Here is a 23,051-nt window from a genome sequence, read left to right on the forward strand (position 1 = left end):
CCCGACGATGTGGTGCAGGCATTTAAATTGGATCAGCGCAGTTGCGTGATTGCGCTGACCCACGATCCCAAACTAGATGATTTGGCTTTGCTGGAGGCCCTGGGCAGCAACGCCTTTTACGTAGGGGCTATCGGCTCTCGCCGTAATAGTGAGGCACGCCGGGCGCGGATGATCGAACATTTCGACCAGACGGAGGCCAGTCTGTCGGGCCTCCGCGGTCCGGTAGGTCTCTATATCGGGAGCAAAACGCCTCCTGAAATTGCCGTCAGCATCATGGCCGAAGTTCTAGCGGTCAAAAACGGTGTTTCCCTCCCCAGTTCATTTCAGGTGGGTCCAGCCAAGAACGGCCTCGGTCCCCTTGTTGAGATCAACACCAGCTCGTGCGGAGCTTAGTTTTGCGGAAGCTCGGTTCTGATTCGATGAGGGGGCAATAGCACTTTTCATCTGACTCGGCTCCTACCGGGAGCTGAAGCGAGGGCGGGGACCAACCCCGAAATCCCGGGGGTGGGCTGTCTGCCACAAGGGTCTGCTGAGCAGCGATGGGTGTGCGGGGGGGCAATGGCTTCCCGCCCAAGCCCTTGCGTTGACTCACTTTTTCTGACGTCAAGCACCTCCCTCGTCACGTGAGGGAACACGCGGCGGCACTTTTGTAGCAGCCGTGAACGCCAGTAATGCCACTTGCTGCCCGTCTGCAGCGTTCGGTGGAGCGGTCAATTTTTCCTACCGTGTTGCATCTCTACAGGTGGGTGACCTTAACTGGTCGATGCCCAGTGAACCCCATGTCTGTGCATGGTCACGATAGCTCTGTTCGGCCAATGATGATTGTTTCACTGATGAAAAATCATTTTCAGATTTGGGCGTAATCTGTGTATTTATTGAGAGTAAAATTTGAAGCGGAAAGAACAGAAGGTTCGCGTAGACATGTATCTTTCAATATAGCTTCTGTTTGCAAACCACATCCATCGTATCCGCTTGCATCTGGGAATGAAAATGAAGTTCACGGCTCGCTGCTTGCATTTGTGATGGAGATCTGCGCATGGGTGCAGGTCGTATGTCGACTTCAATTTTGAGGATATTATGATAATTAATAGAATTTTCCATTGCTGCAAGGTGTTTCTCGCCTTAGGAGCTTTGGTCCTTACCAGCGCCGTGCAAGCCGCCATTCCCCAAGCCGAGCGAGACGCGCTCATCAACCTCTACAACAGCACCGGCGGCCCTGGCTGGACGAACAAGGCAGGGTGGGACACTGCCATCGCCGGCACCGAATGCAGTTGGTACGGCATAGTCTGCGATGGGGCGGAAGGACACGTTACGGACATCGTTCTTATTCAGAATAATCTTGTCGGCGCACTGCCCTCCATCGGCGACCTGTCCGCGTTGCGGGTCTTCGCCGTCGTGTATAGCCAACTCACTGGCTCAATTCCCTCGCTGAGCAACAACATAGCGCTGGAGGTCTTCAATGTCGGCCACAACCAGCTCACCGGCTCCATCCCCTCGCTGAGCAACAATCCGGTGTTGTGGTACTTCGAGGCTGGCGACAATAAACTCACAGGCCCTATTCCCTCGCTTAGCAACAATACGGCCTTGCAGCACTTCGGCGTCGACCACAACCAACTCACAGGCCCTATTCCCTCGCTTAGCAACAATACGGCCTTGCAGTGGATCGCTGTCAACGGCAACCAGCTTACGGGTTCCATCCCCTCGCTGAGCAACAACACGGCGCTGACGGATTTCATAGCCGAAGCGAACCTGCTCAGCGGCTCAATCCCCTCGTTGGACAACAATCCGGCATTGCTGGTCTTCGATGTCAGGTGGAACGCACTTACAGGCTCCATCCCTTCACTGAGTAACAACACAGCATTGCAGCGGTTCCTTGTCCAGAGCAACGCGCTCACCGGAAATCCGCCCGCAGCACCGTCGACGCTGACAATTGCTGAAATATGCCCGAATTTTCTCTCCACTCCCTCCGCGTCTGACGCCGCTTGGGACGCGGCAACGCCGGGTGGCGGCCCATGGAGCGCTGGCTGCACTGCACCGGTGCCAACATTGACGATAGTGAAGAGCTCCAGCAGTGCTATCTTCACAGTAGGCGTTCCGGCGAGCTACACGCTGACAGTCACGAACATCGGCGTTACTGCAACAACAGCTGTAGCCACCGTCACGGACACTATCCCTGCCGGCCTGACGTTGGGCGCCATGCCCGCCGGCTGTACCGCTGCAGGGCAGGTGGCGACCTGTGTCATTGCCGCTGGCATGGTGGCCAACGGCGAGAGCTCCTTCGTCATCCCCGTGACACCCACGGCTGCGGCGGTGGGAAGTACGCTCACCAGCACGGCGAGCGTGAGCGGTGGGGGAGACAGTACCTGCCCGGCGGTAGCTCGTTGCATGGCCTCCGTCAGCAGCAGCGTGATGGGCGGCCCCGTACTGACAATGTCCAAGACCGCCAGCAGCACTATGTTCACCGTGGGCACGCCAGTGACGTACACCCTGAAGGTGACGAACACCGGTACCGGCGCGACCACAGTTGTAGCGACCGTTACCGATAACGTGCCGGCCAACCTGACCTTGGGCACCCTGCCTGCGGGCTGTACGGCGGCTGGTCAGGCGGTGAATTGCACTGTTGCTGCAGGTCTCGCGGCTGGCGGCGTGAGCTCTTTTGCCATTCCCGCAATTCCCACGGCAGCCGCAGCGGGCACAACGCTCACCAACACTGCCAGCGTGAGCGGTGGTGGCGACACCACCTGCCCAGCAGCCGCCCATTGCACCAGTTCCGTCAGCAACAGCGTGTCGGCCGCGCCTGGTGTGCCTGCCTTGACGATGTCCAAGACCGCCAGCAGCGCCACGTTCACCGTAGGTACGCCGGTCACCTATACCCTTACCGTGACTAACACCGGCATTGCTGCGACCACCGCTGCAGCTACCGTGACCGACACGATGCCTGGCAACCTGACCTTGGGCACCATGCCCGCCGGCTGTACGGCCGCAGGCCAAGTGGTGACTTGCACCGTGGCCGCAGGCTTGGCGGCCAATGCCGTGAGCTCCTTTGCGATTCCCGTGACCCCCACGGCAGCAGCCGCGGGCACCACACTCACCAACACCGCGACTGTCAGTGGTGGCGGAGACACCACCTGCCCAGGCGACACCCACTGCACGAGCTCGGTCAGCAACAGCGTGGTGACGGGATCGTCCATCCCCACGCTGTCGGAATACGGCTTGATGATCCTGTCGGCGTTGATGCTCCTGGGCATGGCGGCAGAAATCAAACGCAAGTCGCGTCGCTAAGGTTCCGTTGAACGCGAGTGCCCCGGGCCTGTTGAAGCGGAAGACAGCCCGGGGCGTGCGCAATGCACCAAGCGTAGCAAGCCGGTGCTTCTGGAGCGTCAGCCACGTTGCCTGAGGTGCCGATGACGGTTTGCTCCAGTCCTGAGGCGCATCCAGGCCAATGGCACTTATTCCAAAGTGCCATCCATTGCCCCCTTCGCTGGAGTGCATCTCTGGGTCGCGCCTTCTGTCTCTTTTCGTGGTTGAGTTGGGTGCGGCGATCAGTGTGGCATCTACCGCAGTGCAATCCTTGAGCGGCATGCCTTAGTTCGTTGATAGTGGCCAGAATCTAATCGGCCCAGTTCTGTTCCCCCAGCCGATGGCGAAACCTCAATAGTGCTTTCCTCAGCACTCACCCATGCGCATCAAAGCCTGTGGGCTCCCGTAGATCGGGTTTCAAAGAAGGCCTTTTCCTTTTGAGAGCCGACAAGGTGAACCGCTACTGCTGAATGCAGCGGGCGCGCACCATGGTCTCCAGGTCAAAAAGGTGGGCGGCCGGTCTTGGCTTCTCGGTAGTACAGGGCAATGAGATCGAGCAACGCAGTCCCTGTAACCACCCAGTCCATCTGGGCCACCAGCGTCTGCATGCGCGTTCTCTTGGTGCGCAGGTCACGGCTACTTGCTCCGTGGCTTGTGAAGATGCCGTGACCACACGGGGTCTCCGACTGACTGACACAGTTTTGAGGATTCCTCAAGGTGTCAATAATTATTTCAATATTGAAATATTGTTTTGAAATATTTCGATAGTTTTTTGTTGGGACTAAGGTTAATATTTGAAAATAAATTCCATGACAAATGGTCGACGCGCGAAATACAAATTTCGCGCAACACAGGAAGAAATCTGCAGGCACCACGCTGTGATGATTCGAAAAATTGGCAGCGGCGCAGTCTCCTAGGCTCAATACAACGATTGTTATTTAATATTGAATTATCGTCTGTAGAATATAGAAAATATTCATTGCAATACTACGGGTTGTATCAGTATTGCATCTCCCTAAAAAACTGAGTATGCGAATCGCGGTATTCGACGACGATCCGGGCATCCTTGAAATGATCCGGGTTCACCTCCAGCCCGAACATTCCTGCCACTTCTACGTTCACGCCACCAACCTCCTCAAGGATTTCCGGCACGAGACCTTTGACCTGCTGATCGCGGGCTGGCATCTGCGTGACCGCGACGGCATCGAAGTCGTGCAGCGCATCCGCGAGATGACGGGCCAGCATCTGCCGATCCTGGTGATCACCCGCCGCAGCGAGGAGCGCGACGTGGTCGAAGCCCTCAGCCGTGGCGCCGATGACTACATGGTCAAGCCCGTGCGCACCGGCGAACTGGCCGCACGCGTTTCCGCGCTGCTGCGCCGCTCGCACCCGCAGGCGCACAGCGAGCAACTGGTGTTCGGCCCGTACCGCTTCGATGCCGAGCAGCGCAATCTCACGCTGCGCGGTGAGCTGATAACCCTCAAGAACCGCGAGTACGACCTGGCCCTCTTCCTGTTCCGCAATGCCGGGCGCCTGCTGTCGCGCTCGCACCTGCGCGAAGCAGCCTGGGGCGACTTCAGCGACTCGCGCTCGCTGGACACCCATGTCTCGCACCTGCGCACCAAGCTGCACCTGAGCCCCAACAACGGTTACACCCTCGACGCCGTATATGGCACTGGGTACCGGCTGAATGTGATCGTGCTCACGCACTCCCAGAGCTGAGCACTGTGGAACGCCCTGCGCACGTCGGCATGCCGCTTGCATTCTTGGGGTGGTATCAACATGCGGGCCGTCAAAAACTGTTAAAGGCGCGCCAGCAAGCCCTGGGCTCCATTGCCTCGCCGGAACCGCAAGACACTCCATTGCAAGGGGTGTGACAATGCTTTCACGCCGCCTCTTTTTTCTTGCCGCTGTCGCCGCTTTCCGTGCCGCTGTTTTCACGGCCCTAGCACTCGAAAACTTGGCGGCGGCAGGGCAGGCTGCGGAAGGTGACTACAGTCCTGGCGTCGGCCAGCCGGCAGCGGAGTCACCCAGCGTGAGAGAAGCCTTTGCCCCGGCCGCGGTCGCACCCGGTGAACACAGTACCCTGACCATCACGCTGGCCAACCCCAACCTCGACACGCCCGTGCCGGGCGCCAACCTGGTCAACGAACTGCCCGCGCCACTGCAGCTCATCCAGGCGGCCCACACCTGTGCCGGCGGCGCCCTGGCCGCCGCCGCAGGCAGCCGCCGCCTGCAGCTGTACAGCGCCACCATCCCGCCCGGCGGATGCACCATCACCGCCGAAGTCACCTGGCCCAAGACGGCGGATGGGATTAAGGCCTGCGCGACGGCGTCGCTGGTCACCAACGCCATCGCTCCCGGGCCGGCGCCCGAGGGTGGCCGGTTCTCCACCGCCGCCGGCCAGCTCGACGCCCCCGCCTTCGCCACGCTGGGCTGCTTCCTGGCGCGCCACACGCTCTCCCAGGTGCCCACGCTGGGCGACTGGGCCCGCGCCGCGCTGGCGGGCCTGATGGTGCTGCTGGGGATGGTGCTGTCCGGCCGGCGCATGCCGCTGCGCTGAGCCCAAAGCCCCGGCCGGCAGCGGTATGCCGACGGGTGCTGCTGACTGTCCACTGCTCTCTCTGCGAGAGGGGCCAGCCGACCCGTGGAGCCGGACACTGCTCTCGCGACGGCAACGCTCGATCGAATCCAGGTCTAGTTCCTCACTTACCTGTCGCATCCTGGATGATTGCATTGATCCCAATCGCTGTCCCCTCTTAGGTCTTGAGGGAGTTGATAGAGTCCTAGCAATCCAACAGGGGAGTGACGGCATGCTGGTAGCCCTGCACAAGAACGCCCGCACCTACGCCCGCCGTGCGTGCAACCAACTTCTGCAGTCAGCGCTGGGCAGCAAGACGCCTATGCAGGCCATGAAAGAGTGGTACCGGACGTACCAGCAGCTATTCCACAAGCGATCCAGTTTCGGGCATCTGCTGTGTAACCGGGGGGGAACTCACACTTCCAACTCCCGCAGCCAACGTTCCTTGACGTCAAAACCCAGCAACACCTTGGGGCCGCGCATCCTTGATGTACTGTCAGCAGATCACCTGCGTGGCTCCATGTCCTCCAGCGGCACGGAAATCGTCCCCTTGGGTGTCTTCGGCCGCTGCCGTAGCGTCACCATGCCTGCCGGTGCTCCCCTGCGGTTTTGAGGGGGAGGCTAAGGCGTTGCTGTCGAACGCCACCTCTCCAAGGTCTGCAGAAGGGCGTTGGAGGTGGCCACGGCCGAAACGTCGGAGTTGAGCGCAACCGCCACGTAGACCTTCAGCATCGGGTCATAAGCCACCAAGGCGTTGGCGCCAGGGTGGCCACCCTGGTGTGCGAGCCAGCGCCGCGAGCGGCCCTGCGTGTCAGTCCATTCCTTGACCATGACGCCGCGCCCATAGTAGTCATCGGTCGCGTTGAACATCGGGTAGAGCGTCGCGAACGACGCCCTGACGGTCGACGCCGGCAGCAGCTTTCCTGTCAGCAACGCCTGCCAGAAGCGCAGCACGTCGTCCGCGCGCGCCGCAATGGAGCCCGCAGCGAACGGCGTGGCGCGGGCCGCATCGTCTACCGGCTGATTGCCCGGATGCGACGTTACCAAGCCCACGGGCGGGGGGCCCTGGACAATGACGGCGCTGTGCATTGATCCGAGTGGCGCGAACACGCGCCGTTGCAGCAGCTCGGCATAGGGCATGCCTTCGCTTATCTCCAGCGCGCGGCCAAGCATGATGTAGCCCGTGTTGCTGTAGCGCCAATAGGCCCCGGGGCAAAAGAGGCTGCCGCTCGCTTGCGCTTTGGCGATCAAGGCTTCCGGCGGCTGGTAGCTTGCTTCTGGCGGCGCCGTGAACTCAGCGGCGTTGAGCCCTCCGGTGTGACTGAGCAAGTGGGCGACGGTGATATGTTTTCCTTCAGGAAACTGCGGCCACCACGTGCTGACCGGTTGATCAAGGGACAGCTTTGCCTGCTGCACGGATTGCAGCACCAGCACAGCCGTGTAGGCCTTGCCCACGCTGGCCCACCAAAAGAGCGATGCATCATCTGCAACAACGCGTGGAGCGGTGCGGGCCAGCCCCAGGGTGTGCTGCCATAGCCCCAGCCCCGGGCCACCGATTGCGACCGTCGCGCCCGGTGCGCCTGTTTGAGCAAGCACGGACTGCAGGCGAGATTCCAGCTGCGCACCGAGTGCCGGCGGAACAGGCCGATCGAGCCAGCTGCCGTCGTCGCCGGTCGGCCAATCGGTGTCCGGCAAGGCGCTGCGCTGCGGCAGGGTGCCGCGGTAGCTCAGTGCCCTTGCGCAGGGCGGGAGGCCCTCATGAACGGGAGCGTGGGTAGCGCAGCCCACGACGGTGACCAACAGAGCGATGCACGCCGCCGTGTTGAACATCCGCCCGATGCAGTAGACGAAGGGGCTCATTGGGGGCTCCTGGCCGGTTGTTTGGTTTCTCTGTCTGCCCGATGGGCCGACCACGTGGGCTAAGCGCCTACGGTCAAAGTCCCTTGACGGCGGCGAAAATTGGCGCAGCAGACACCGGTGCCAGATGCTCGAATGGATTGCCCTGCAGCAACACGATCGCGGCAGTAGGCGCAGCGGCAAGCGCAAACAATACCATCGCGCCGAATGCCGCGCGGGGTCGATCAATATGCACCACAGCCAGCGAAAGCAGGGTGACCAAGCCCAAAAAGGCCATTCCCAGCCATTTGAGCGGGTTCACATGGGTTTGCGATAAACCTATACGAAGGCCGCGCTGGGCCCGAATTTCACTGACCTTGTCCAGCATCAAGGACTGCACACTGGCCGCAGTTGTTTGAGTCACTTCGGGGCTGGCCAGCAATTTGAGCAACCTGTCGGCCACAGCCGGTACATCGGGGTTGGTCTCCCGTCGCGCCAGCATTGACCATTCGCCCGAACTGGCCTGCGCATAGTCGCGCAGGGTTGAGCGAGTTTGTTCGCGCAGCGGCCCAGGCAGGGTATCAGACAGTGCTATCAGACTGCGCAGCGCATCCGCTTCGCGAAAAACCGCGTCGGTGGCACGATCGTGCGCACTCCAGGTGTCATTCGCCAGAAAGGCGAGCGTAAGGCCAAACAAAACGCCAATGATGTTGATGAAGGGGGCGACTACGCCATGAAAACTGCTCACCCAGACTGACCCGCGAGAGCACTGGATGAACCATTGCACAAACGCCACGCCCGCTAAGGTACCCACTAGAGCCACAAGTGCGTAGACGTACTGGTCATAGGTGTGCAACAGACTCAAATTCATGCAAGAAGTCCACTGATCAACTTAAAAGGCATTGGCCTCAGGTAAGCCCCTCCAGATCCTAGCTCACATACTGGCCGATAACGCATGGTCGCATGGCGGAACTATGAACCGCGCCGTTTTCTGCGGAGGCTCAACACTTTCGGGAGGGTTGAGCCATGAGTAAGTCGAAGAAGTTTCCGCCTCAAGTGCGTGACTGCACGGTGAGGATGCTGCAAGATCATGGTGGGAAATACCCGACGCTGTGGGCGGCCATGGAGTCCTTCACTCCCAAGATCGGCCGCGCGCCGCAGACCTTGAACGAATAGGCAAGTGCTCAGTTTGATGCCGGCGTGCGTGAAACTGGCATTCGGTGGGTAGCAAGGATGACAGCTACGACAACGCACTGGCCGAAACTGCTACCGGCCGGTACAAGGCCGAACCGATGCACTGCCGAGCGCTATTGAAAGCAAAGGAACCAGTCAAGTTCGCCACGCTCGAATGGGTACCTTGGCCCGACCACCGTTGCGTGCTCGAACCCATCGGGTACATACCGCTTGCAGAGGCGGGGCAAACTTCTATCGGCAACTCGGCAGCCTACGTCTGAATTTGAGCGCGCAGCATGACCTTGCTAAGCACTTTGAATTGGCCAAGGACGCGTGATGACAGATCGTGCACGCCAGGCACCTTGAGGCGAACGATCAGCGCAAAGGGGAGCGCGCTCGGCTGTTGCTCTGCTGGGAGCAGCGCGCCAGTCGTGTCTTTTGCCGCTTTTTCATCGGCGGCCCCTTCGTCCCTTCCTTGGTAGCGGATGACGAAGCAAGGATCGGTTAGGTCGCCGACCGGAATGCGGCGCTGGTGGTGTCTGCAGGTTTCCCATTTCAGCGCATCCGCACGCAGTGTTTGTTCGGTATCGAACTGGGTCTTACTGAAGAAGCTAGCCGATGCCTTGCCATCCGGTTTAAAACGGATTTCGAGACCGGCCCGGGTATAGCTCACCGGGTGAGCCGGATCGACTGGGGCTCGATAGGCAAATGTTGCGGCAATAGTGGGCTTGAGTTCCACCGGCAATCCTGGCGGCAGCGGTATCTTGGCCTTTAGGGGCGATCCCTTGGCAATAAGCCCCTGATACATGACTACAACCTCGTCTTCGGGAGAGTAGAGAATTTCTTCGACCGTGGCGGGAAGTACGCCCCAGCCGACCTCGGTTTGATCGTGCTGGTATGGATTGAACTGCGCACGGGAAACCAGCAGGGCGTGCAGCATGATCGGCTCAATCCTCTCATGCACTGTGGCCTGTACGCCGGCGGCGAGTCGCAAAGCCAGCGGCGCTGCATAGCTGGTCCCTGCGCGATGGCGTATGACGCGAGATGTCGGATCGACGATTCGCATCAGGTCCGTGGCCGACCCGCCGAACGCCACCGCATCTGGCTTTACTAGGCCAGGGCTTCGCCCCGGTCCAACGCAGCTGTAAAAAGCCCTTGCTGCTTTTCCGTGGTGGCCATCGCTGGCGCCAACGGCGAAGGCGTTGACAGCATCTCCGGGCGGCTGGATGCGGCCTAGGTCAGTTCCCTCATTGCCATCGTTACCAACCGCGATGGTCATAAACAGATCGCCAAAGGACAGGAAGTCATCCAACCGAACTGTCCATTCGTGTGGATCGTCATCAAGGATTGGTACGCGGGGGCCAAGGCTTAGGTTTGCAAGTGAGTAAGGTCGCCCACTGTCGCGTGCTGTCTGCAGAGTGCTGATAATCCGGTCAATGACGTCTGCGACCTGCATGTCGCCAGAGGTACTCGGAAGCACGCGCACATGATCGACGTTGCAGTATGGCGGAGCAATTGTGTGTTGCGTCTCCCCAATGGCGCCAAACAGAAACGCGGACGTTACCGCGTGACCGTGCTCAAGGTGATTGGGCTGGGCCGCCGCTAAATCCGGCGCATCGAGCGCATTTACCCACGGCAGAAGCTTCGGGGTGAAACCGCCGTCGAAAATCACCGCCTTCAGTGATTCATCAATGGCAGCTTCCTGAGGAAGCGGCGGGGCAAAAGCCAGTGAACGGGTCAGCCCCTGATCCGGCGTGATGGGATCATCCGTCAGCACCGGCATATTACGAATGGCTCGTAGGTGCGTGAATGATTCAACAACCCCGACAAACGCGCGCGTGGCATCTATCTCGATTTTCAAGGGCAGGAATGTCAATCCACCAATTGTCCTAGCTCGCCGGTCCTCGAAGCGGGCATTCAGTCCCCGAGCTAGTTCAAAAAATGCCCGGTTGATATCCGGATCATGAACGGATGCATGCAATACGACTTCGAAATTGCCGTCGAAATCCGAATAGTCCAGCCCATGCTTACGATCCTGCGGCAGGAAGGGATCGATGCTTTCGAGGCGGTTGAAACAATCCTGAACCGTCTGAGGAGCTTCCGTGTCCGCAAGCAATGTCGATGCCCGTACAAAGTTCTCGGCGCTACCTGCCACAATGAGCATGGCCGTCGGCAGACGCTTTGGAGCCTTGCCTCGTACCATCTTGCGTGGGGTGACATCGACGGCGCGTGAGCCGAGCAGCCGCAGGCCGGCGGTTTTCAGCAGCGACGTCGGGAAATAAGACTTTGCTAGAAACTCGGGATGGATCGTGAACTTAGCAGCGATCTCTCTACGCGGTGCCAGTTTGGGGTCTTGGTGCAGAGCAGTCTGAGCTAGCTTGTCCAGCGTTGGCCCAAACAGGGAACGCTGATGCTCAATAGCGTAAGGCAAAGGCTTGGGCCGGGTCGACCCCGACCAATCACCGTTTTCGATGAGCTTTTCGCCCTGTCCAATCAAAATATTTCCCGTGGGCTCAGCCATGATCATCTCCCTGAATAGTTTTCAGATCTCGCAGGACGGTAGTGTGGGTAGTACGAAGCTGTCGGGCGATTTGGTGCGCACTCTGCCCAGCGCCATGTAGCAAGCGAACCATCTCCCTGCGCGATTGGATGGTTGACTTCTGCTGCCCCTCTTCTTGCGCACACAGCTGTAATGCTGTCGAGAAATCAATTCGACCCAGCAAGGCGCGCTTTCTAGCGTTCGTGACTAGTCGGGTAATGTCCGAAAGCGGGCGCCCCTCGAACTTCGGCGCTAGGGCGATTGACAGCGGGCCAGGCACGTCCAGGGCTCTGAAGAGCTGCGAAATTTGTGCGCGTGCAGGGGCAGGAAAGCGGATGCTTAACTCAAAGCGACGCAACATCGCAGGGTCAAGGAGATTCTCAAAATTGGTTGCGGCAACCAGCAACGAAGGACCATTCCAAGAGTCCACCGATTGCAGCAGCACATTAACGACTCTCTTCAGCTCACCCACATCTTGCTGGTCATCGCGGCTTTTTCCGAGTGCATCGAATTCATCGAGAAAAAGCACACACGGTGTCGTTCGAGCGTATTCGATCGCTTGGTTGATGTTTTGTCCGGTCTTGCCGAGATAGCTGCTGATGGTGGCGGAAATGTTCAACGTCGCCAAAGGCAATCCCAGTTGCTGCGCGAGCCAACGCGCCGCCAAGGTTTTTCCGACCCCTGGCGGCCCGTGCAACAAAACAGTGTGCACGGGGGTCAGTCCGGCCTCTTGCAGGACGGATCGTGACGACCACTCGGCTGTCAAACGATGCAAATCGGCTTCTACCGTGTCGGGCCAGATTGGCTCCTGGGGCAACAACGGAGCATCCTCAATGACCAGCACTTCTGGCGCCTCTGGTCGCTGGACGACGTTTGGAGCGAAGCGGGTCAAAGAACTCGGCGCAGCATTCAAGCCTGCTGAGATTGCTTCGGACAGTTCGGGGGCCGTTTTCCGCATCAACTGGGCAAGTCGCATTCCCCGCAGTTTGAAGCGAGTGGCATGGCCGCTTGCGCCCTCTTGCATCAGCGCTGACCATTCTTTTCTTAGTTCTTCTTTCATAGTCAGCCGGTTCATTCTGGAACTTGTTGGAACATAGTTTTGATTATGTTCCAAAATTTCGGGAATTGGGGGCTTGGGCGGAGGAAAGTTGTTGATCGTCAAAAAGTCCAAGTGGAACCGAGCGGTCCGCGCCCAGCTGAGTAGGGCGCTAGCACGCAACCAGTTCAGTCCACGGAACCACCAACTTCAAGGCATCCAAGAGTCCGCGCATGCGGGTGTTGCTCAGGCCCAGGTAGCTTTGCTTCTTGCGTTGGTTGTCTGGACTTCGGGCTTGGTCGATCACATCGCCCCAGAATTCGCCAAGAATCCCTAGGTGGTCAGAGCCAGCGACCGCTTCATGGCACTCAGCGTGAGTACCAGTTGCGGTAGTGGAAGGCAACACCAACTGCAGAGCTGAATCCCCACTTTCGTGTGAAAGTGAGCGACCGAGTCCGCTTAGCTCAATCACTCCGCCTTCGGCGGCCTGAGCAACATCCAAGGCTCCACATCAAGCGCCTGCGCAAAGCGCTCAATGTTCGACAGCGACACATTCCAGCGGGATCGTTCCACCGCTGACACATACGTCCTGTCGAGGTCGCACTCCATCGCAAGCCGCTCTTGCGACCACCCCTTCTCCACTCGCTTGAGGCGCATCCAGTAGGCCAGCACGTCCCGAAGATTGTCGGGATCGGGCAGATTGGTGGGTGGTTGGGGCTTGGCAGACACCGCACGAGGATGCTTTTCTGATAAATTTGCATCTACGGTGTTTGCTTCACATATCGGTGCCCTAGGTTTCGCATGTGGATCCAAGGCACCGCTGCAAAGCGACGCAGTTCCCCTCTAGCTTGTGGGGAGCGCCCAGCTATTCACACCAGACACAGCATCGAACTGTGAGCAACGCAATGGAAGAAGAAATCCAAGAAATCCTGGCGACCTACCGATCCAACGTCAACGACGACAAGATCTTTTTCCATCCCCACATACCGCCCAAGAAGCTGGCGAACGCCGTCTCCGAGTTCGGTGGCAGCGATGACGTAGACGACGTGCTGGCCCTGGTCGACAACACCGTCTTCGGCAATGCGAAGGATGGTCTGCTGCTAACCCGATCCGCCGTGCACGTGCACAACATGCTGGAAGCGCCATTCCATGTGCTCCTGGGCGACATCAAGGATGTGCAGTTCCAGGAGGGCCTGCTGGAGTGCGTGTTCACGATCAATGACACCTACATCTTCAGGTCGAACATGGCCAAGAAGTCCAATGCCGCGCTCTTCGCAGAAATGCTGACCGCCATCGTGGACACCGTCAAACGCCATGCCGCAAATACCGCCCCGACGCAGCGCGCCAAAGAGGCACTGCGGGCACTGAAAGAACTCTTCGATGAAGGCCTCCTGACGGAGGCGGAATACACCCAAAAGCGCCAGATCCTGGTGGCGCAAATCTGAAAGTCTGCCGATGAAAAGCATCCTGCTGCTTGCAATCCCCGTCTATGCCCTGCTGTGGCTGATCTGTCTGGGTCACTGCGTCGCCAAAAAGAAACCCATTGGCTTCCTGATCTTGATCTTCTCCAACCCGTTTGCACCCCTGGTGTACTACGTGTTCTATCTGAGGAAATAGCCCTCTGCCGTCTTCGGGTGCCTGTGTCGGAGTCACCGGCACAGGCCGTCACTCCAACCAACAAAACTCCAACATGCAACCCATCCGCACCAGAACGGCCAACCCCCTGGCCGCCGCCGTCGCCCTCACACTGGCCTGCGGCTTGACCGCCTGCGGCAGGAACCAGCTGACCTGCAACGACGAAGAAGCCAAAAAAGAAGTCCTGGAGGTCATCCATTCCCACATCGATACCGTCGGCGGGTTCGACACGCGGATCAAGCCCCACCTGGGCAAACGCTATCTGACTGACATCGCCACCACCGAGTCCGATAAGGAGCTGGGCAGGTATTCGTGCACCGCGACGTACAACTACGAATTCAAGAACAAGACCCGCAAGGTGCAAATCTCGTACGCACTGAAGTACCTGGAGGATCAGAAGAAATCCCAAGCCTCCGCGAGCGTCCAGCCCGTCAAAATGGACTACCTGATTGCCGATGCCGGCGGCTGAAGCCCAGCCCCCTCAAAAGAAAAGACCACCCCCAGCCGTAGCCAGGGATGGTCTTTCGAGCAGAGGTTTTCCACTGCCCATCAACGTCGTCACGTGGATCCCCTCCTGAGCATCAGCACCTGCAGCACCTCCACAGCGGCCCAGTCGCCATACAGGCTCCGCAGCTGCCAGCGGTTGCCGGATCCCAATGAGGTCACCGCCGAGGAAGCGACAGGATCCAAGCGCAATCCGTAGCCACATCCCCAGACCGCCTCAGCCTCTTGGGGCGCCAACAGCACTGATCGGGGTTGCAATCCCGAAGCTCGTTTGGCTCTCGGAGCTTCCACACCCTCCAGCCCGGCCGCAACGCGCCATTGCCAGCCGCCATCACCGCGCTTTTCCGGGTGCACCCGTCGCCAAGCCACCAGCAGGACACCGCCTTCGCGACGACATCGCTCCATCGCATCCAGATCCAGCTCCGCACTTTCCAGCACAGACATCGCTGGACCAAACGAATCTGTCGGTGTCGGTTTCGATGGCAGTAGCAGGCGACGAACCCACTCTGCCATTCGGAAGTCCAATGCCGTCCTTGGGTCTTGCCTGGCTTCGCGCTGCTCCGGTGCGTCAGCCTCCGTTTCAACGTGGATCAGTGCACCCGCTATCCGGGCCAGACGGCGCACCCGGCTTCGCCACTGAACCGGTGAAACCTCTGGACGCAACAGACAGGCCGCTTGCCACAGTGCTGTCCACAGAGAGCGGTGATCTCCTTGTGGTTCTTCCACAGGACATTCCAGGGGAAGGCGGTGGAGAGGGGCGGCGGTTGCCGTATCTTGCGTCGGCGCCCATGCCCAGACCATCGGCTCCGTCTCCCACCGCAGCCCGGCCGTGTACACCTGCACCAACGATGCGGGGCGAACCGCGCGCAGGCCCTTCGCTTTGTCAGCCACTGCCATGGCCTACCCCCGAATCCACAACCGATCCCGAGCGAGGCGCGCCGATGGGCACCATGCCCTGCGCCTTCAGCCGTTCCCCCAGCTTGTGGCCGAGGTTGCGGTGTGGTCCAGACTGGCGCTGTCGTGTGCTTTGTGGCTGCGATGGCCCGTGCCCGGCATCTTGAGAGCCCTGGTCCAGTCCGTCTCCTGGGTTTCCTTCCGTGTCGGGATAAAACTCCTCCACCACGGCAGCCCCATCTTCCTCGGACTCCTCAAACTCCCCAAGCGCAAACCCAGCCCTGGCCGCTTCATCCAGCGCTGCCTGGTTCATCCCCGCCGCCTTGCACGCTTCCCATTCTGTCCGGGCACTGGCGATGGCCTGCGGTAACGTGGTCTCAGCCCTGAGTGTGAGGTCCACGTAGTAGATCGGCGTGCGGTGCGACAGCGTGGTGGACTTCCCGCGCAAACGCAGCTCCAGTGGCAGGGTGGACAACAAGCCACCGGACAGCGCATGGAAGTAGCGCAGCCGTGCCGAGAGCGTGCGGATGCTGTTGAACCCTGTGGTGCGCAGCACAAAGCTGCCCAGTTCGTCGCTCCCGACTCCCTCCACATCGATACGCACATTCAGGCGCCCATAGGGCTTGCAGTTGCCGCCTTCGGCCAAGGGGCAGGCCTGTGGTGACGGACACGCAAAGCTCTGCATCCCGGACAGCGTGGCCCGTTTGCAGGTCTCCCCATTGCCGACACACAGTGGCCGCCCGGTGGAGCGGTCGAACATCGTGTAGTTCGCCCGCAGGCTGAGATGAGGATCGTCAAACAGCAGCCGCACAGGGATGCTGCGCAGCTTGGTGTTCGTGTCCTTGCGCAACTGCTCATCCAGCGGATGGTTTACCCAGCCATCGCGGTTTTGTACCTGGCTGGTGATGGTGAATTCGTCATCCTTGTCCGGCAAGCGCTTGCCGTTCTTCTCCACGACTTTGCCAATCGATATCCGGCCAATGACCGGGGGTGTCAATGCCAAACCTTTGAGCATGGTGAATCCTTCAAGACAAAAAGAAACGGACCTGCACCGATGGGGGTGAGGTCCGCTGTGAGTGGTTGATGGGTATGGGGCATGGGGTCTGCGACTCCGACACCTGCCTAGCCCGGCTACTGCTGCACCAGAAACCGCCGACTGCCTGGCTTGGTGAGCGGGTAGGCCTGTGCCAGCTCAGGCCGGTCCTTGAGCAACTGCGCGGTGTCGAGGGCCGTTCCGTCCTTGCTGCGTTTCCAGGACACTTCGCCGGTCTCGAACAGAGCGCGCGTGGCCTCGCCCATGCGCTGCTGAATGCGTTGCTTGAGCTGGGCTTCCAGCGCGGTCTGGGTGTTGATGACCTCCCGCACCGCCAGCAGGTCAGAGAACACCCCCGACATCTCCAGGTCGGTTGAGAGATCCAGCGTGGTGCCGCTATCGCGGGGATAGAGACAACGCAGTGCCAGGTCTGCAGAGTCGGAGCCATCGGCCGGGGGCTCCTGGTCCCCCTCCACGTAGCCCCAGAATTGCTGCTCTAACTGGATGAGCTGAGCGATCATCTCGGTGTCCCGTTCGATCCGGAACACCTGCAGTTCCTGCCCACCCAGGAGCACGGCCACATCGGCGGCCTGTTTGCCGGTCACCGCCAACTGGTGCATCACCTGCAGCTGCACGTACTCGGGCACGCCATCGCGCCAGAGCCTGGCCCCATTGATCCCCGCCGTCTTGCATTCCAGGATCTGGACATCCGGGGCACCCATTACCTCCCGGTCGAGGTTCGCCAGCATCCAGGGATGTTCAGGGTGTTGCAGCACCGCATTGACGCGCCGCACCCGATTGCCCGTGCGCCGGGTGTAGTGCGCCGCCACGATGGGTTCGAGCAGCGTGCCCCAGTACATCGGGCTTTGGTCGTCATTGGGATCGACCACCGGCAGAGCGGCATCACGCCCGGTCTTCTCCATCCACAGCTGCAGCTGGGACTTGTAGGGATGAAGGCCCACGGCAGCGGCAGCATCGGAGCTTCCAATACCGCCCTTGCGGACTTCCAGCCAATCCTCACGCTTGAGGGTGTTCGTCTTGACCAGCTTCAGGGCCGGTCGGGCCTTGGGTATCGACGAAGAAGACGGAGCAGAAACGGAATCCGTATGAACAGAGGGTTGAGACATGGTGACTCCTTGGATTTAGAAACTCCCGCACAACAAAAAGCCCCGATCCCATTCGAGGGCCGGGGCTTTGCTGCGAAAGGTGGGGAAGGAAAGGGAGGAAGGAAGGCTCTCTGGCTTCGGCGCTTTGGACCGTTGAACCTGGCACTCACGAAGCCAACTGCAGCGCCTGTTCCAGCGCACGTTGCTTTAGAGCGGCACCCTGGCCGAACCAGGCACTGTCAAGCCGGTATTCCTGGTTGCGGGCACGCCGCTCGTGGTCCACAAACTCGGTGACGGCGCACAGCAGGCCCCAGGCCGTTCCCTTGGCTGCCTGCAATTCCGCGCCACGGCCCTGGCCCTCGTACATCGCCTGCACCTTCTTGATGGCACGCTCGTTCGCGAGACCCATGGCCTGGTCGGCATGGGCATCCGTCTGGCACAGGACCTTGAGGAAGTAGTTCATGGACTCGTGGCTCTTGACCTTGCGCTCCGAGAGCGTCTTCATGCGGTACATGAAGCTGTCCCATTGGGAGACGGCAATGCCCAACTGCTTCTTCACGGCCTGGGCATCGAAGGTCGTGCTGTGGGGCACCTTGATGGCGCTGGTGGCTCCACTGAGTGCAATGGAGAGCGTGTTGTTGCAGACCACCCGGATCGTGGTGGGTGTGGCGGTGGTGGCCAAGCTGCCATCGCAGGACGTGGCCAGCAGCAGATAGCCGTTCACCACATCGTTGCCCTTGAGGGCCGAGGTCTTGCCGGTGCGAGCCAGCGCCCAGAACTTGCGCCCGGCTTTGAGGACACCGGCGGTTTCCAGTTCATAGCCCGAGACCTCCGTGAGATCCCGGTAGAACTCCAGCACGTCCTTGGGCTGGACCACTTGATAGCGGCCAGACACCACGGACAAGGGGGCCTTGGTATCGCTGCGGTACAGCACCTTCTGGTCGGGAAACTCCATGGCTTCGCCGTAGAGGTTGGAACTGTCGTCGGTGGCCAGGTAGCGCACCGGGGTCTCCCGGATGTGCCATTGCATGCCTGCGGCTTGGGCCCAGACGTCGATGGGTTGCTGCTTGGGCAGGGCATTGCCCAGTTGGTGCCAAGGGGTCTGGCCGACATGGGCCATGGTTTCGATGAGGTGGGACATGAGGGGCTTTCGTAGTGAAGATGGGAGAGATGGAGGAAAGAGCCGCGGCTGCAGGGTCAAGAACGGGAGGGGCCGGTGAACACGGAGCCGCAGTCCTGGCACTCGCAGTTGCCGAGGTAGTGCTCGTCAACGACATCGCCCAAACGGCTGCCAGCGACGGAACCCGCCGTGGCGCCGAGCAGGCCACCCAGCAGGGCACCTGCAATGCCCCCGAGGGCGATGCCGACAGGGCCACCAACGGCACCAAAGGAAGCGCCAACCTGGGCTCCGGACCAGGTGCTGGCAGCGCCGCTGGCGGCTCCGGCGACACCGCCGAGGGTTCTTCCGGTATCGCGGCCGACTTGGCGGGCGGTCACGTGGGTGGATTTGCAGATGGGACAAACAGTCATGGGAGAGCTCCTTGCGATGGACGCAAAAAAGCCCGGGGCACGCGAACGTGCTCCGGGCTTGTGGGTGAGGTGAAATCAGACCAACGAGGGGCTGGTCAGGGTGGGGTTACCTGGATAGCAATGGGTATATGTGGAACTGAAGGGGATTCAAATGCAGTTTCTGATTGATGCGAGCTGCAACTCACACTTGGTCTACTGCAGAACGTTGATCGCAGGTGGTGCTGCAAAGCAATGCGGGTGATGATCTGAGCGTTGGCGCCAACGGTGCCGTCACCTTCGGCACGGCCATTTCTGCCGGCAGCGCCTACGCCGTCTCGGTCAAAACCCAATCTGCACGGTCAGTAGCGGCAGCGGCACGGCCAGCGTCAACCTAGTCAATGTGGTGATCAATTGCACAGCCACCAGCCCGGCCGGTGTGACCGCCGTGCCCACACTGTCCGAGTGGGCCATGCTGCTGCAGCTGGTGGCCTGCTGGCAGGCATTGGCCTGACCAACCATCCAGGGGCCAGCGGGGGTGAGGCATGACGGGCTAGCACGCGGCATGAGGCCCTGCGGGGCCGTCGCCCTGCCTGGCTGCACCCTTTTGCCCCGAAAAGGGGTTGGAATTATTGTCCTATTTTGCGTAACTTTGTATATTCATAGCAACATTGAATGCGAGGTTGCATCTGAGAGTTGAATTCAGCTGCATTGGTGTATGTCTTTGATTAATTTTGTAGTTAATATAGGTTATTAATACAATTAAACAGGGTGTGCCTGCTGTAAATATTGTCCTTTTTGGGGTGAGTGGTTCGTGCTGTCATCCCATCTCTGCCGTTTTGTAAACATCTTTGTATATCATGTGATTGCAAATGGTTGTGATCATGTTCATACGAGGTGTTTTGATGTCTAAAGTTAAGAAAGAAAACGGAAGAAACCTGGAGAGCGTCACTAACTACTGTCGGGAGTTACAGGATACATACTCAAAGCTCTTGGCAGTGAGGATTGATCTGGGTTACAAAAAGGCGCACGGCAGTGAATGTCGGCTGGACGAAATAAAACAAGATGTCAAACATCTGCTCGACAATCGTCGGGGCAAGCGTTCATTGTTCGAGCATCAGGTCGGCTATGTGGTCAAGTTTGAAGACACGGAAGAAAAGGGGCCCCATGCGCATGCACTTTTCTTTTATGATGGTCAAAAGGCGTGTAAGGACGCTTATCTCGGCGACCAGATTGGTAACTATTGGAATGAAAGAATTACCGATGGAAATGGTGTTTTTCATAACTGCAACAAGAATCGCTATGACCAACGGGGCATTGGCATGATCGACCACTCAGACTTTGCCAAGCGTGCAGTTCTCGAAGAAAAAGTCATCGGCTATATGCTAAAAGATGAGCAGAGCATCGACGGTATCAAGCAATCTGGGCGTGAAAAGTCTCTGACCAAAGGTGTGTGCACCCACAATAAGAGCAACGCTGGACGACCAAGAAAGTAGATGTGTGCACGAGAGCGTCGGAGCTCTTGCTTACGCAGCCTTGGCAGCGTGATGGTCTCCGATGCCCCCCCAAAGGGATTGGAGGGGGCAGAGGGGACGTGAGAGAGAGCTTTTTTCGCTAATCTGAGCGGAAATTAGCGGTGATAGCGCAGGAAAAACTACTGGCTGCGCACTTTAAGCGTTGCTTTGACGCTCCAACTGGAGCGACCGCTGAAGGTCGAGAAGGGCGCATCCACTGGTTCGGAAAAGTGTGGGCACCTCTTGTGACAATGGCCTTTAGATCATCGTAGGCCTTGGTTAAATGGAAATTGACCTGGCCGCTGTTTAGGCAAGGTAGATCGCCCGAGGATGTCTCGGGCGATCTTTCAGCTGCCTAAGGCTTTTTCTGTAAAACCTACTGCCATTGTGCCGGAAGCATTTGAACTGGTGTGTTTTGGCAGATGAGTGTTCTCTTGCCCTGCTTCCAAATGGTTATCTGGAAGGATGCGGCTAGGTACTCAAGCAAAAGATCCAGTTTAGCTTTGTTGCGAAGGCGATTGGGGCCGTACTGTAAAATGTAAGCTTTTGTAACGTAATTCCACCTCTTGCCGCTTAGGATCGAATAGATCCATGCACAAAGATCCATCGCATTGCGCTGGTCTTCAGAGAGCGGATTGGCTCTTGCGAAGCTCCTTAAGTGTTGATTGCCATAGTAGAAGAATAGATCGTTGGCATACTGTAGTGTCTCTGGGGATATTTCCTCGCTGTTATCGTAAAGAAATGCATGCAAAACGGCAGCAATCCTTGCGATATTTTCTGCGGCTTTTGATGCGAATTCTTTTGATTCATGGAAAGGGCCCCCAGGTTGCACGGAAGACTCGTAGAAATTCGCAATCGAAATCCAGTTGGCCTGGGCTTGCGGTGAGAACTTCAGCAGTCGCGGATCAGTCTTTTCCAACTGTTTGTTGCATCGGTCATAAAACCACTGCAGGTTTCCGTCTGCCGCCTGAACCCCGTTCTCAAACCTATGTCCCTGCGTCGAGAGCGGCGAGCAAGGAAGGACGCGGGCAAGGAATCCATTTCCATGCGCATCGTCTCCTCGCTTGTCGAGAAAGCGCCCCAACACAGAAGGCTGCGGTAGGAAAAGGCAGGTGAAGCCAGCGGGGTTTACCACAAAGCTTGGGCTCGTCTTTCGATTAACCGGCACATCCTCTCCGCTCCACAGCGTGTTCAAGATCCCAAGTTGCCGTGCCATGGGGCCATCGCAAAACTGGGAAAACTCGTCGTACACCAAGGCTGCAGAATTTCCGAACTCGTGCAGTCCTTCGAGTAAGGCTTCCGGCGTGACGTCAGCGTAGATCAGCCTGCGTGCTGAACTACGTTTGGGGCGCACTTTGAGGATTTCTCGGAGTTTTTTTTCGATCTCGTCTGTTGACGCTCCTTTGCGAGCAGCTCGCCTCAAGGCATCGCGCAACGCATCTACTTTTTCTCGCCAAAGAGCATGCTCTACCTCGTACGTTGCGAGCTCCGCTGAGGCCTCTTCACTCCAGCGCCGCTGGATCTCCGTAAAGGGTTTGAAGAGCAGCTTCAGGACCGCGCTTTTGCGCTCACCCGACTCGCATTCAGCGAGTAAGAGCAAGCCGACCGGCCGACTCAGTTTGGGCTTGAGTTCAACGCGGCAATAGTGCTGCACCGAAAGTGCGATCGCACCCAGCAGGACTGTGACGATCAGCTCACGAGGGGCTTGGACGGATGTCTGGATTTCATGGACAAGTTGGTCAAGTTCTTTCGGAAGATCTGGTATGGGTTGTGTGAAGACGTTCATTGCGCAGCCCTCCCGATGGGTTGTGCGTTCACCCGGCGGCTGTCCAGCCATGCGAGCAGTTCGTGCTCAAAAAATCCCCGAGCTCTGATACTTAGCGCTATCTTTTTTGGGAATTGGGGGTCATAGCGCGGTGAGCGCGGATTCTGAAGCTCGAACGCGGCTGATTTCGAGATGCCTAGGAAGGCAGGCGTCAAGTTCTGGCGAATGATTCTGTTTTTCGGTTCCATGGGAATACCTCAAATTTTTTCAAAAAAACACCTGTGCTGACGCGTACGCGTGTGCGCTGCGCCAGACGACACGACTCAGGGTGAGCTGAGTGCAGCGCGCATACAGGGCAGCGCCGAGGAATCTTTTAGACAGATGGGACGGCATAACTACCGTCCAAAGAGGCCCGAAGGCTTTAAGATACGCCGCCGAAGCGGGATTTTTAGATGTTGTCTGGGCTACGCCCGTGCCAACTAGAGATTTTCGAAACGAAGCCGAGAGGCTCCGTGCGGTCTAGTGTAGTGCGGACAGACGCGATTCGCAAGCCAAAATTCCGCGCAGTTCATTGCACGGGCCGCGTACAGGGGCCTTGAATGCTTTGAGGGAGGGGACTACGAACCGAA

General features: G+C 58.9%; 23 protein-coding genes and 2 pseudogenes. 12 read left to right on the forward strand and 13 right to left on the reverse strand.

Annotation, left to right across the window (positions count from 1 at the left end; all coding sequences use genetic code 11):
• Positions 1 to 393 (forward strand): XdhC family protein (locus LWW96_RS19225; protein ID WP_291489468.1); only part of this gene is annotated, 393 nt, incomplete at its 5' end.
• 756 nt (positions 394 to 1,149) lie between these two features.
• Positions 1,150 to 3,282, forward strand: coding sequence for an IPTL-CTERM sorting domain-containing protein (locus tag LWW96_RS19230; RefSeq protein WP_291489469.1), 2,133 nt, complete (start codon positions 1,150 to 1,152; stop codon positions 3,280 to 3,282).
• 136 nt (positions 3,283 to 3,418) lie between these two features.
• On the opposite strand, the pseudogene LWW96_RS19235 reads toward LWW96_RS19230, so the two are convergent.
• Both LWW96_RS19235 and LWW96_RS19240 read right to left on the reverse strand, forming a co-directional pair.
• A pseudogene (locus LWW96_RS19235) lies at positions 3,419 to 3,576 on the reverse strand (IS5/IS1182 family transposase); the annotation flags it as partial.
• Between the two features lie 224 nt (positions 3,577 to 3,800).
• On the reverse strand, positions 3,801 to 4,223 hold the full coding sequence (locus LWW96_RS19240) for a hypothetical protein (protein ID WP_291489470.1): 423 nt from the start codon (positions 4,221 to 4,223) through the stop codon (positions 3,801 to 3,803).
• A 106-nt stretch (positions 4,224 to 4,329) separates the two neighbouring features.
• Here LWW96_RS19240 and LWW96_RS19245 point away from each other — a divergent pair, with 106 nt between their 5' ends.
• From LWW96_RS19245 to LWW96_RS19255, 3 genes are all read left to right on the forward strand, one after another.
• Positions 4,330 to 5,022, forward strand: a complete 693-nt coding sequence (locus LWW96_RS19245; RefSeq protein ID WP_291489471.1) for a response regulator transcription factor — start codon at positions 4,330 to 4,332, stop codon at positions 5,020 to 5,022.
• Positions 5,023 to 5,335: 313 nt separating this feature from the next.
• Positions 5,336 to 5,863, forward strand: coding sequence for a hypothetical protein (locus LWW96_RS19250; RefSeq protein ID WP_291489472.1), 528 nt, complete (start codon positions 5,336 to 5,338; stop codon positions 5,861 to 5,863).
• A gap of 250 nt (positions 5,864 to 6,113) precedes the next feature.
• Positions 6,114 to 6,494: a hypothetical protein gene (locus LWW96_RS19255; protein WP_291489529.1), complete on the forward strand. Its 381-nt coding sequence runs from the start codon at positions 6,114 to 6,116 to the stop codon at positions 6,492 to 6,494.
• A gap of 8 nt (positions 6,495 to 6,502) precedes the next feature.
• On the opposite strand, the gene LWW96_RS19260 is transcribed toward LWW96_RS19255, so the two are convergent.
• Together LWW96_RS19260 and LWW96_RS19265 are read right to left on the reverse strand one after the other, a co-directional pair.
• Positions 6,503 to 7,741 carry a serine hydrolase domain-containing protein gene (locus tag LWW96_RS19260; protein WP_291489473.1) on the reverse strand — a complete coding sequence of 413 codons (1,239 nt, stop codon included), beginning with the start codon at positions 7,739 to 7,741 and terminating at the stop codon, positions 6,503 to 6,505.
• 73 nt (positions 7,742 to 7,814) lie between these two features.
• Positions 7,815 to 8,588: a DUF4239 domain-containing protein gene (locus LWW96_RS19265; protein WP_291489474.1), complete on the reverse strand. Its 774-nt coding sequence runs from the start codon at positions 8,586 to 8,588 to the stop codon at positions 7,815 to 7,817.
• 155 nt (positions 8,589 to 8,743) lie between these two features.
• Here LWW96_RS19265 and LWW96_RS19270 point away from each other — a divergent pair, with 155 nt between their 5' ends.
• Positions 8,744 to 8,893, forward strand: a complete 150-nt coding sequence (locus tag LWW96_RS19270) for a hypothetical protein (protein WP_291489475.1) — start codon at positions 8,744 to 8,746, stop codon at positions 8,891 to 8,893.
• A 41-nt stretch (positions 8,894 to 8,934) separates the two neighbouring features.
• Positions 8,935 to 9,227, forward strand: a pseudogene (locus LWW96_RS19275) (hypothetical protein); the annotation flags it as partial.
• Here the strand turns inward: LWW96_RS19275 and LWW96_RS19280 are convergent.
• From LWW96_RS19280 to LWW96_RS19290, 3 genes are all read right to left on the reverse strand, one after another.
• Positions 9,162 to 11,411, reverse strand: a complete 2,250-nt coding sequence (locus tag LWW96_RS19280) for a S8 family serine peptidase (RefSeq protein ID WP_291489476.1) — start codon at positions 11,409 to 11,411, stop codon at positions 9,162 to 9,164. The pseudogene LWW96_RS19275 and the gene LWW96_RS19280 sit on opposite strands and share 66 nt — an antisense overlap.
• Positions 11,404 to 12,591 carry an ATP-binding protein gene (locus tag LWW96_RS19285; RefSeq protein ID WP_291489477.1) on the reverse strand — a complete coding sequence of 396 codons (1,188 nt, stop codon included), beginning with the start codon at positions 12,589 to 12,591 and terminating at the stop codon, positions 11,404 to 11,406. The genes LWW96_RS19280 and LWW96_RS19285 overlap by 8 nt, the downstream gene beginning before the upstream one ends.
• 342 nt (positions 12,592 to 12,933) lie before the next feature.
• On the reverse strand, positions 12,934 to 13,194 hold the full coding sequence (locus tag LWW96_RS19290; protein ID WP_291489478.1) for a helix-turn-helix transcriptional regulator: 261 nt from the start codon (positions 13,192 to 13,194) through the stop codon (positions 12,934 to 12,936).
• Positions 13,195 to 13,370: 176 nt separating this feature from the next.
• Here LWW96_RS19290 and LWW96_RS19295 point away from each other — a divergent pair, with 176 nt between their 5' ends.
• From LWW96_RS19295 to LWW96_RS19305, 3 genes are all read left to right on the forward strand, one after another.
• On the forward strand, positions 13,371 to 13,910 hold the full coding sequence (locus LWW96_RS19295) for an SHOCT domain-containing protein (protein ID WP_291489479.1): 540 nt from the start codon (positions 13,371 to 13,373) through the stop codon (positions 13,908 to 13,910).
• A 10-nt stretch (positions 13,911 to 13,920) separates the two neighbouring features.
• On the forward strand, positions 13,921 to 14,082 hold the full coding sequence (locus LWW96_RS19300; RefSeq protein ID WP_291489480.1) for a hypothetical protein: 162 nt from the start codon (positions 13,921 to 13,923) through the stop codon (positions 14,080 to 14,082).
• Between the two features lie 73 nt (positions 14,083 to 14,155).
• Complete coding sequence (locus tag LWW96_RS19305; protein ID WP_291489481.1) at positions 14,156 to 14,569, forward strand: hypothetical protein; 414 nt, start codon at positions 14,156 to 14,158, stop codon at positions 14,567 to 14,569.
• 918 nt (positions 14,570 to 15,487) lie between these two features.
• Here LWW96_RS19305 and LWW96_RS19310 read toward each other — a convergent pair.
• The 4 genes from LWW96_RS19310 to LWW96_RS19325 all read right to left on the reverse strand — a co-directional run bounded on the left by LWW96_RS19310 (position 15,488) and on the right by LWW96_RS19325 (position 19,167).
• Positions 15,488 to 16,513 carry a phage capsid protein gene (locus tag LWW96_RS19310; RefSeq protein WP_291489482.1) on the reverse strand — a complete coding sequence of 342 codons (1,026 nt, stop codon included), beginning with the start codon at positions 16,511 to 16,513 and terminating at the stop codon, positions 15,488 to 15,490.
• Between the two features lie 116 nt (positions 16,514 to 16,629).
• Entirely contained in the window at positions 16,630 to 17,658 is a 1,029-nt protein-coding gene (locus LWW96_RS19315; RefSeq protein WP_291489483.1) for a lambda-exonuclease family protein, read from the reverse strand.
• A 145-nt stretch (positions 17,659 to 17,803) separates the two neighbouring features.
• A complete protein-coding gene (locus LWW96_RS19320) occupies positions 17,804 to 18,778 on the reverse strand; it encodes a DUF932 domain-containing protein (protein WP_291489484.1) in 975 nt (324 codons plus the stop codon).
• Positions 18,779 to 18,834: 56 nt separating this feature from the next.
• Positions 18,835 to 19,167, reverse strand: coding sequence for a hypothetical protein (locus LWW96_RS19325; RefSeq protein WP_291489485.1), 333 nt, complete (start codon positions 19,165 to 19,167; stop codon positions 18,835 to 18,837).
• A 382-nt stretch (positions 19,168 to 19,549) separates the two neighbouring features.
• Here LWW96_RS19325 and LWW96_RS22225 point away from each other — a divergent pair, with 382 nt between their 5' ends.
• Together LWW96_RS22225 and LWW96_RS19330 are read left to right on the forward strand one after the other, a co-directional pair.
• The gene (locus LWW96_RS22225; RefSeq protein ID WP_366118442.1) at positions 19,550 to 19,657 is read left to right on the forward strand and encodes a hypothetical protein; all 108 of its coding nucleotides are present in this window, start codon (positions 19,550 to 19,552) and stop codon (positions 19,655 to 19,657) included.
• Between the two features lie 391 nt (positions 19,658 to 20,048).
• On the forward strand, positions 20,049 to 20,639 hold the full coding sequence (locus tag LWW96_RS19330) for an inovirus-type Gp2 protein (RefSeq protein ID WP_291489486.1): 591 nt from the start codon (positions 20,049 to 20,051) through the stop codon (positions 20,637 to 20,639).
• Positions 20,640 to 21,033: 394 nt separating this feature from the next.
• Here LWW96_RS19330 and LWW96_RS19335 read toward each other — a convergent pair whose 3' ends face one another.
• Positions 21,034 to 22,443 (reverse strand): YfjI family protein, encoded by a 1,410-nt coding sequence (locus LWW96_RS19335; protein WP_291489487.1) that lies wholly within the window; start codon positions 22,441 to 22,443, stop codon positions 21,034 to 21,036.
• Positions 22,440 to 22,670, reverse strand: coding sequence for an AlpA family phage regulatory protein (locus LWW96_RS22230; RefSeq protein WP_366118444.1), 231 nt, complete (start codon positions 22,668 to 22,670; stop codon positions 22,440 to 22,442). Before LWW96_RS22230 ends, LWW96_RS19335 begins: the two co-directional genes overlap by 4 nt.
• Positions 22,671 to 23,051: the final 381 nt, after the last annotated feature.

This window comes from Acidovorax sp., assembly GCF_021287135.1.
GTDB lineage: Bacteria > Pseudomonadota > Gammaproteobacteria > Burkholderiales > Burkholderiaceae_C > Acidovorax.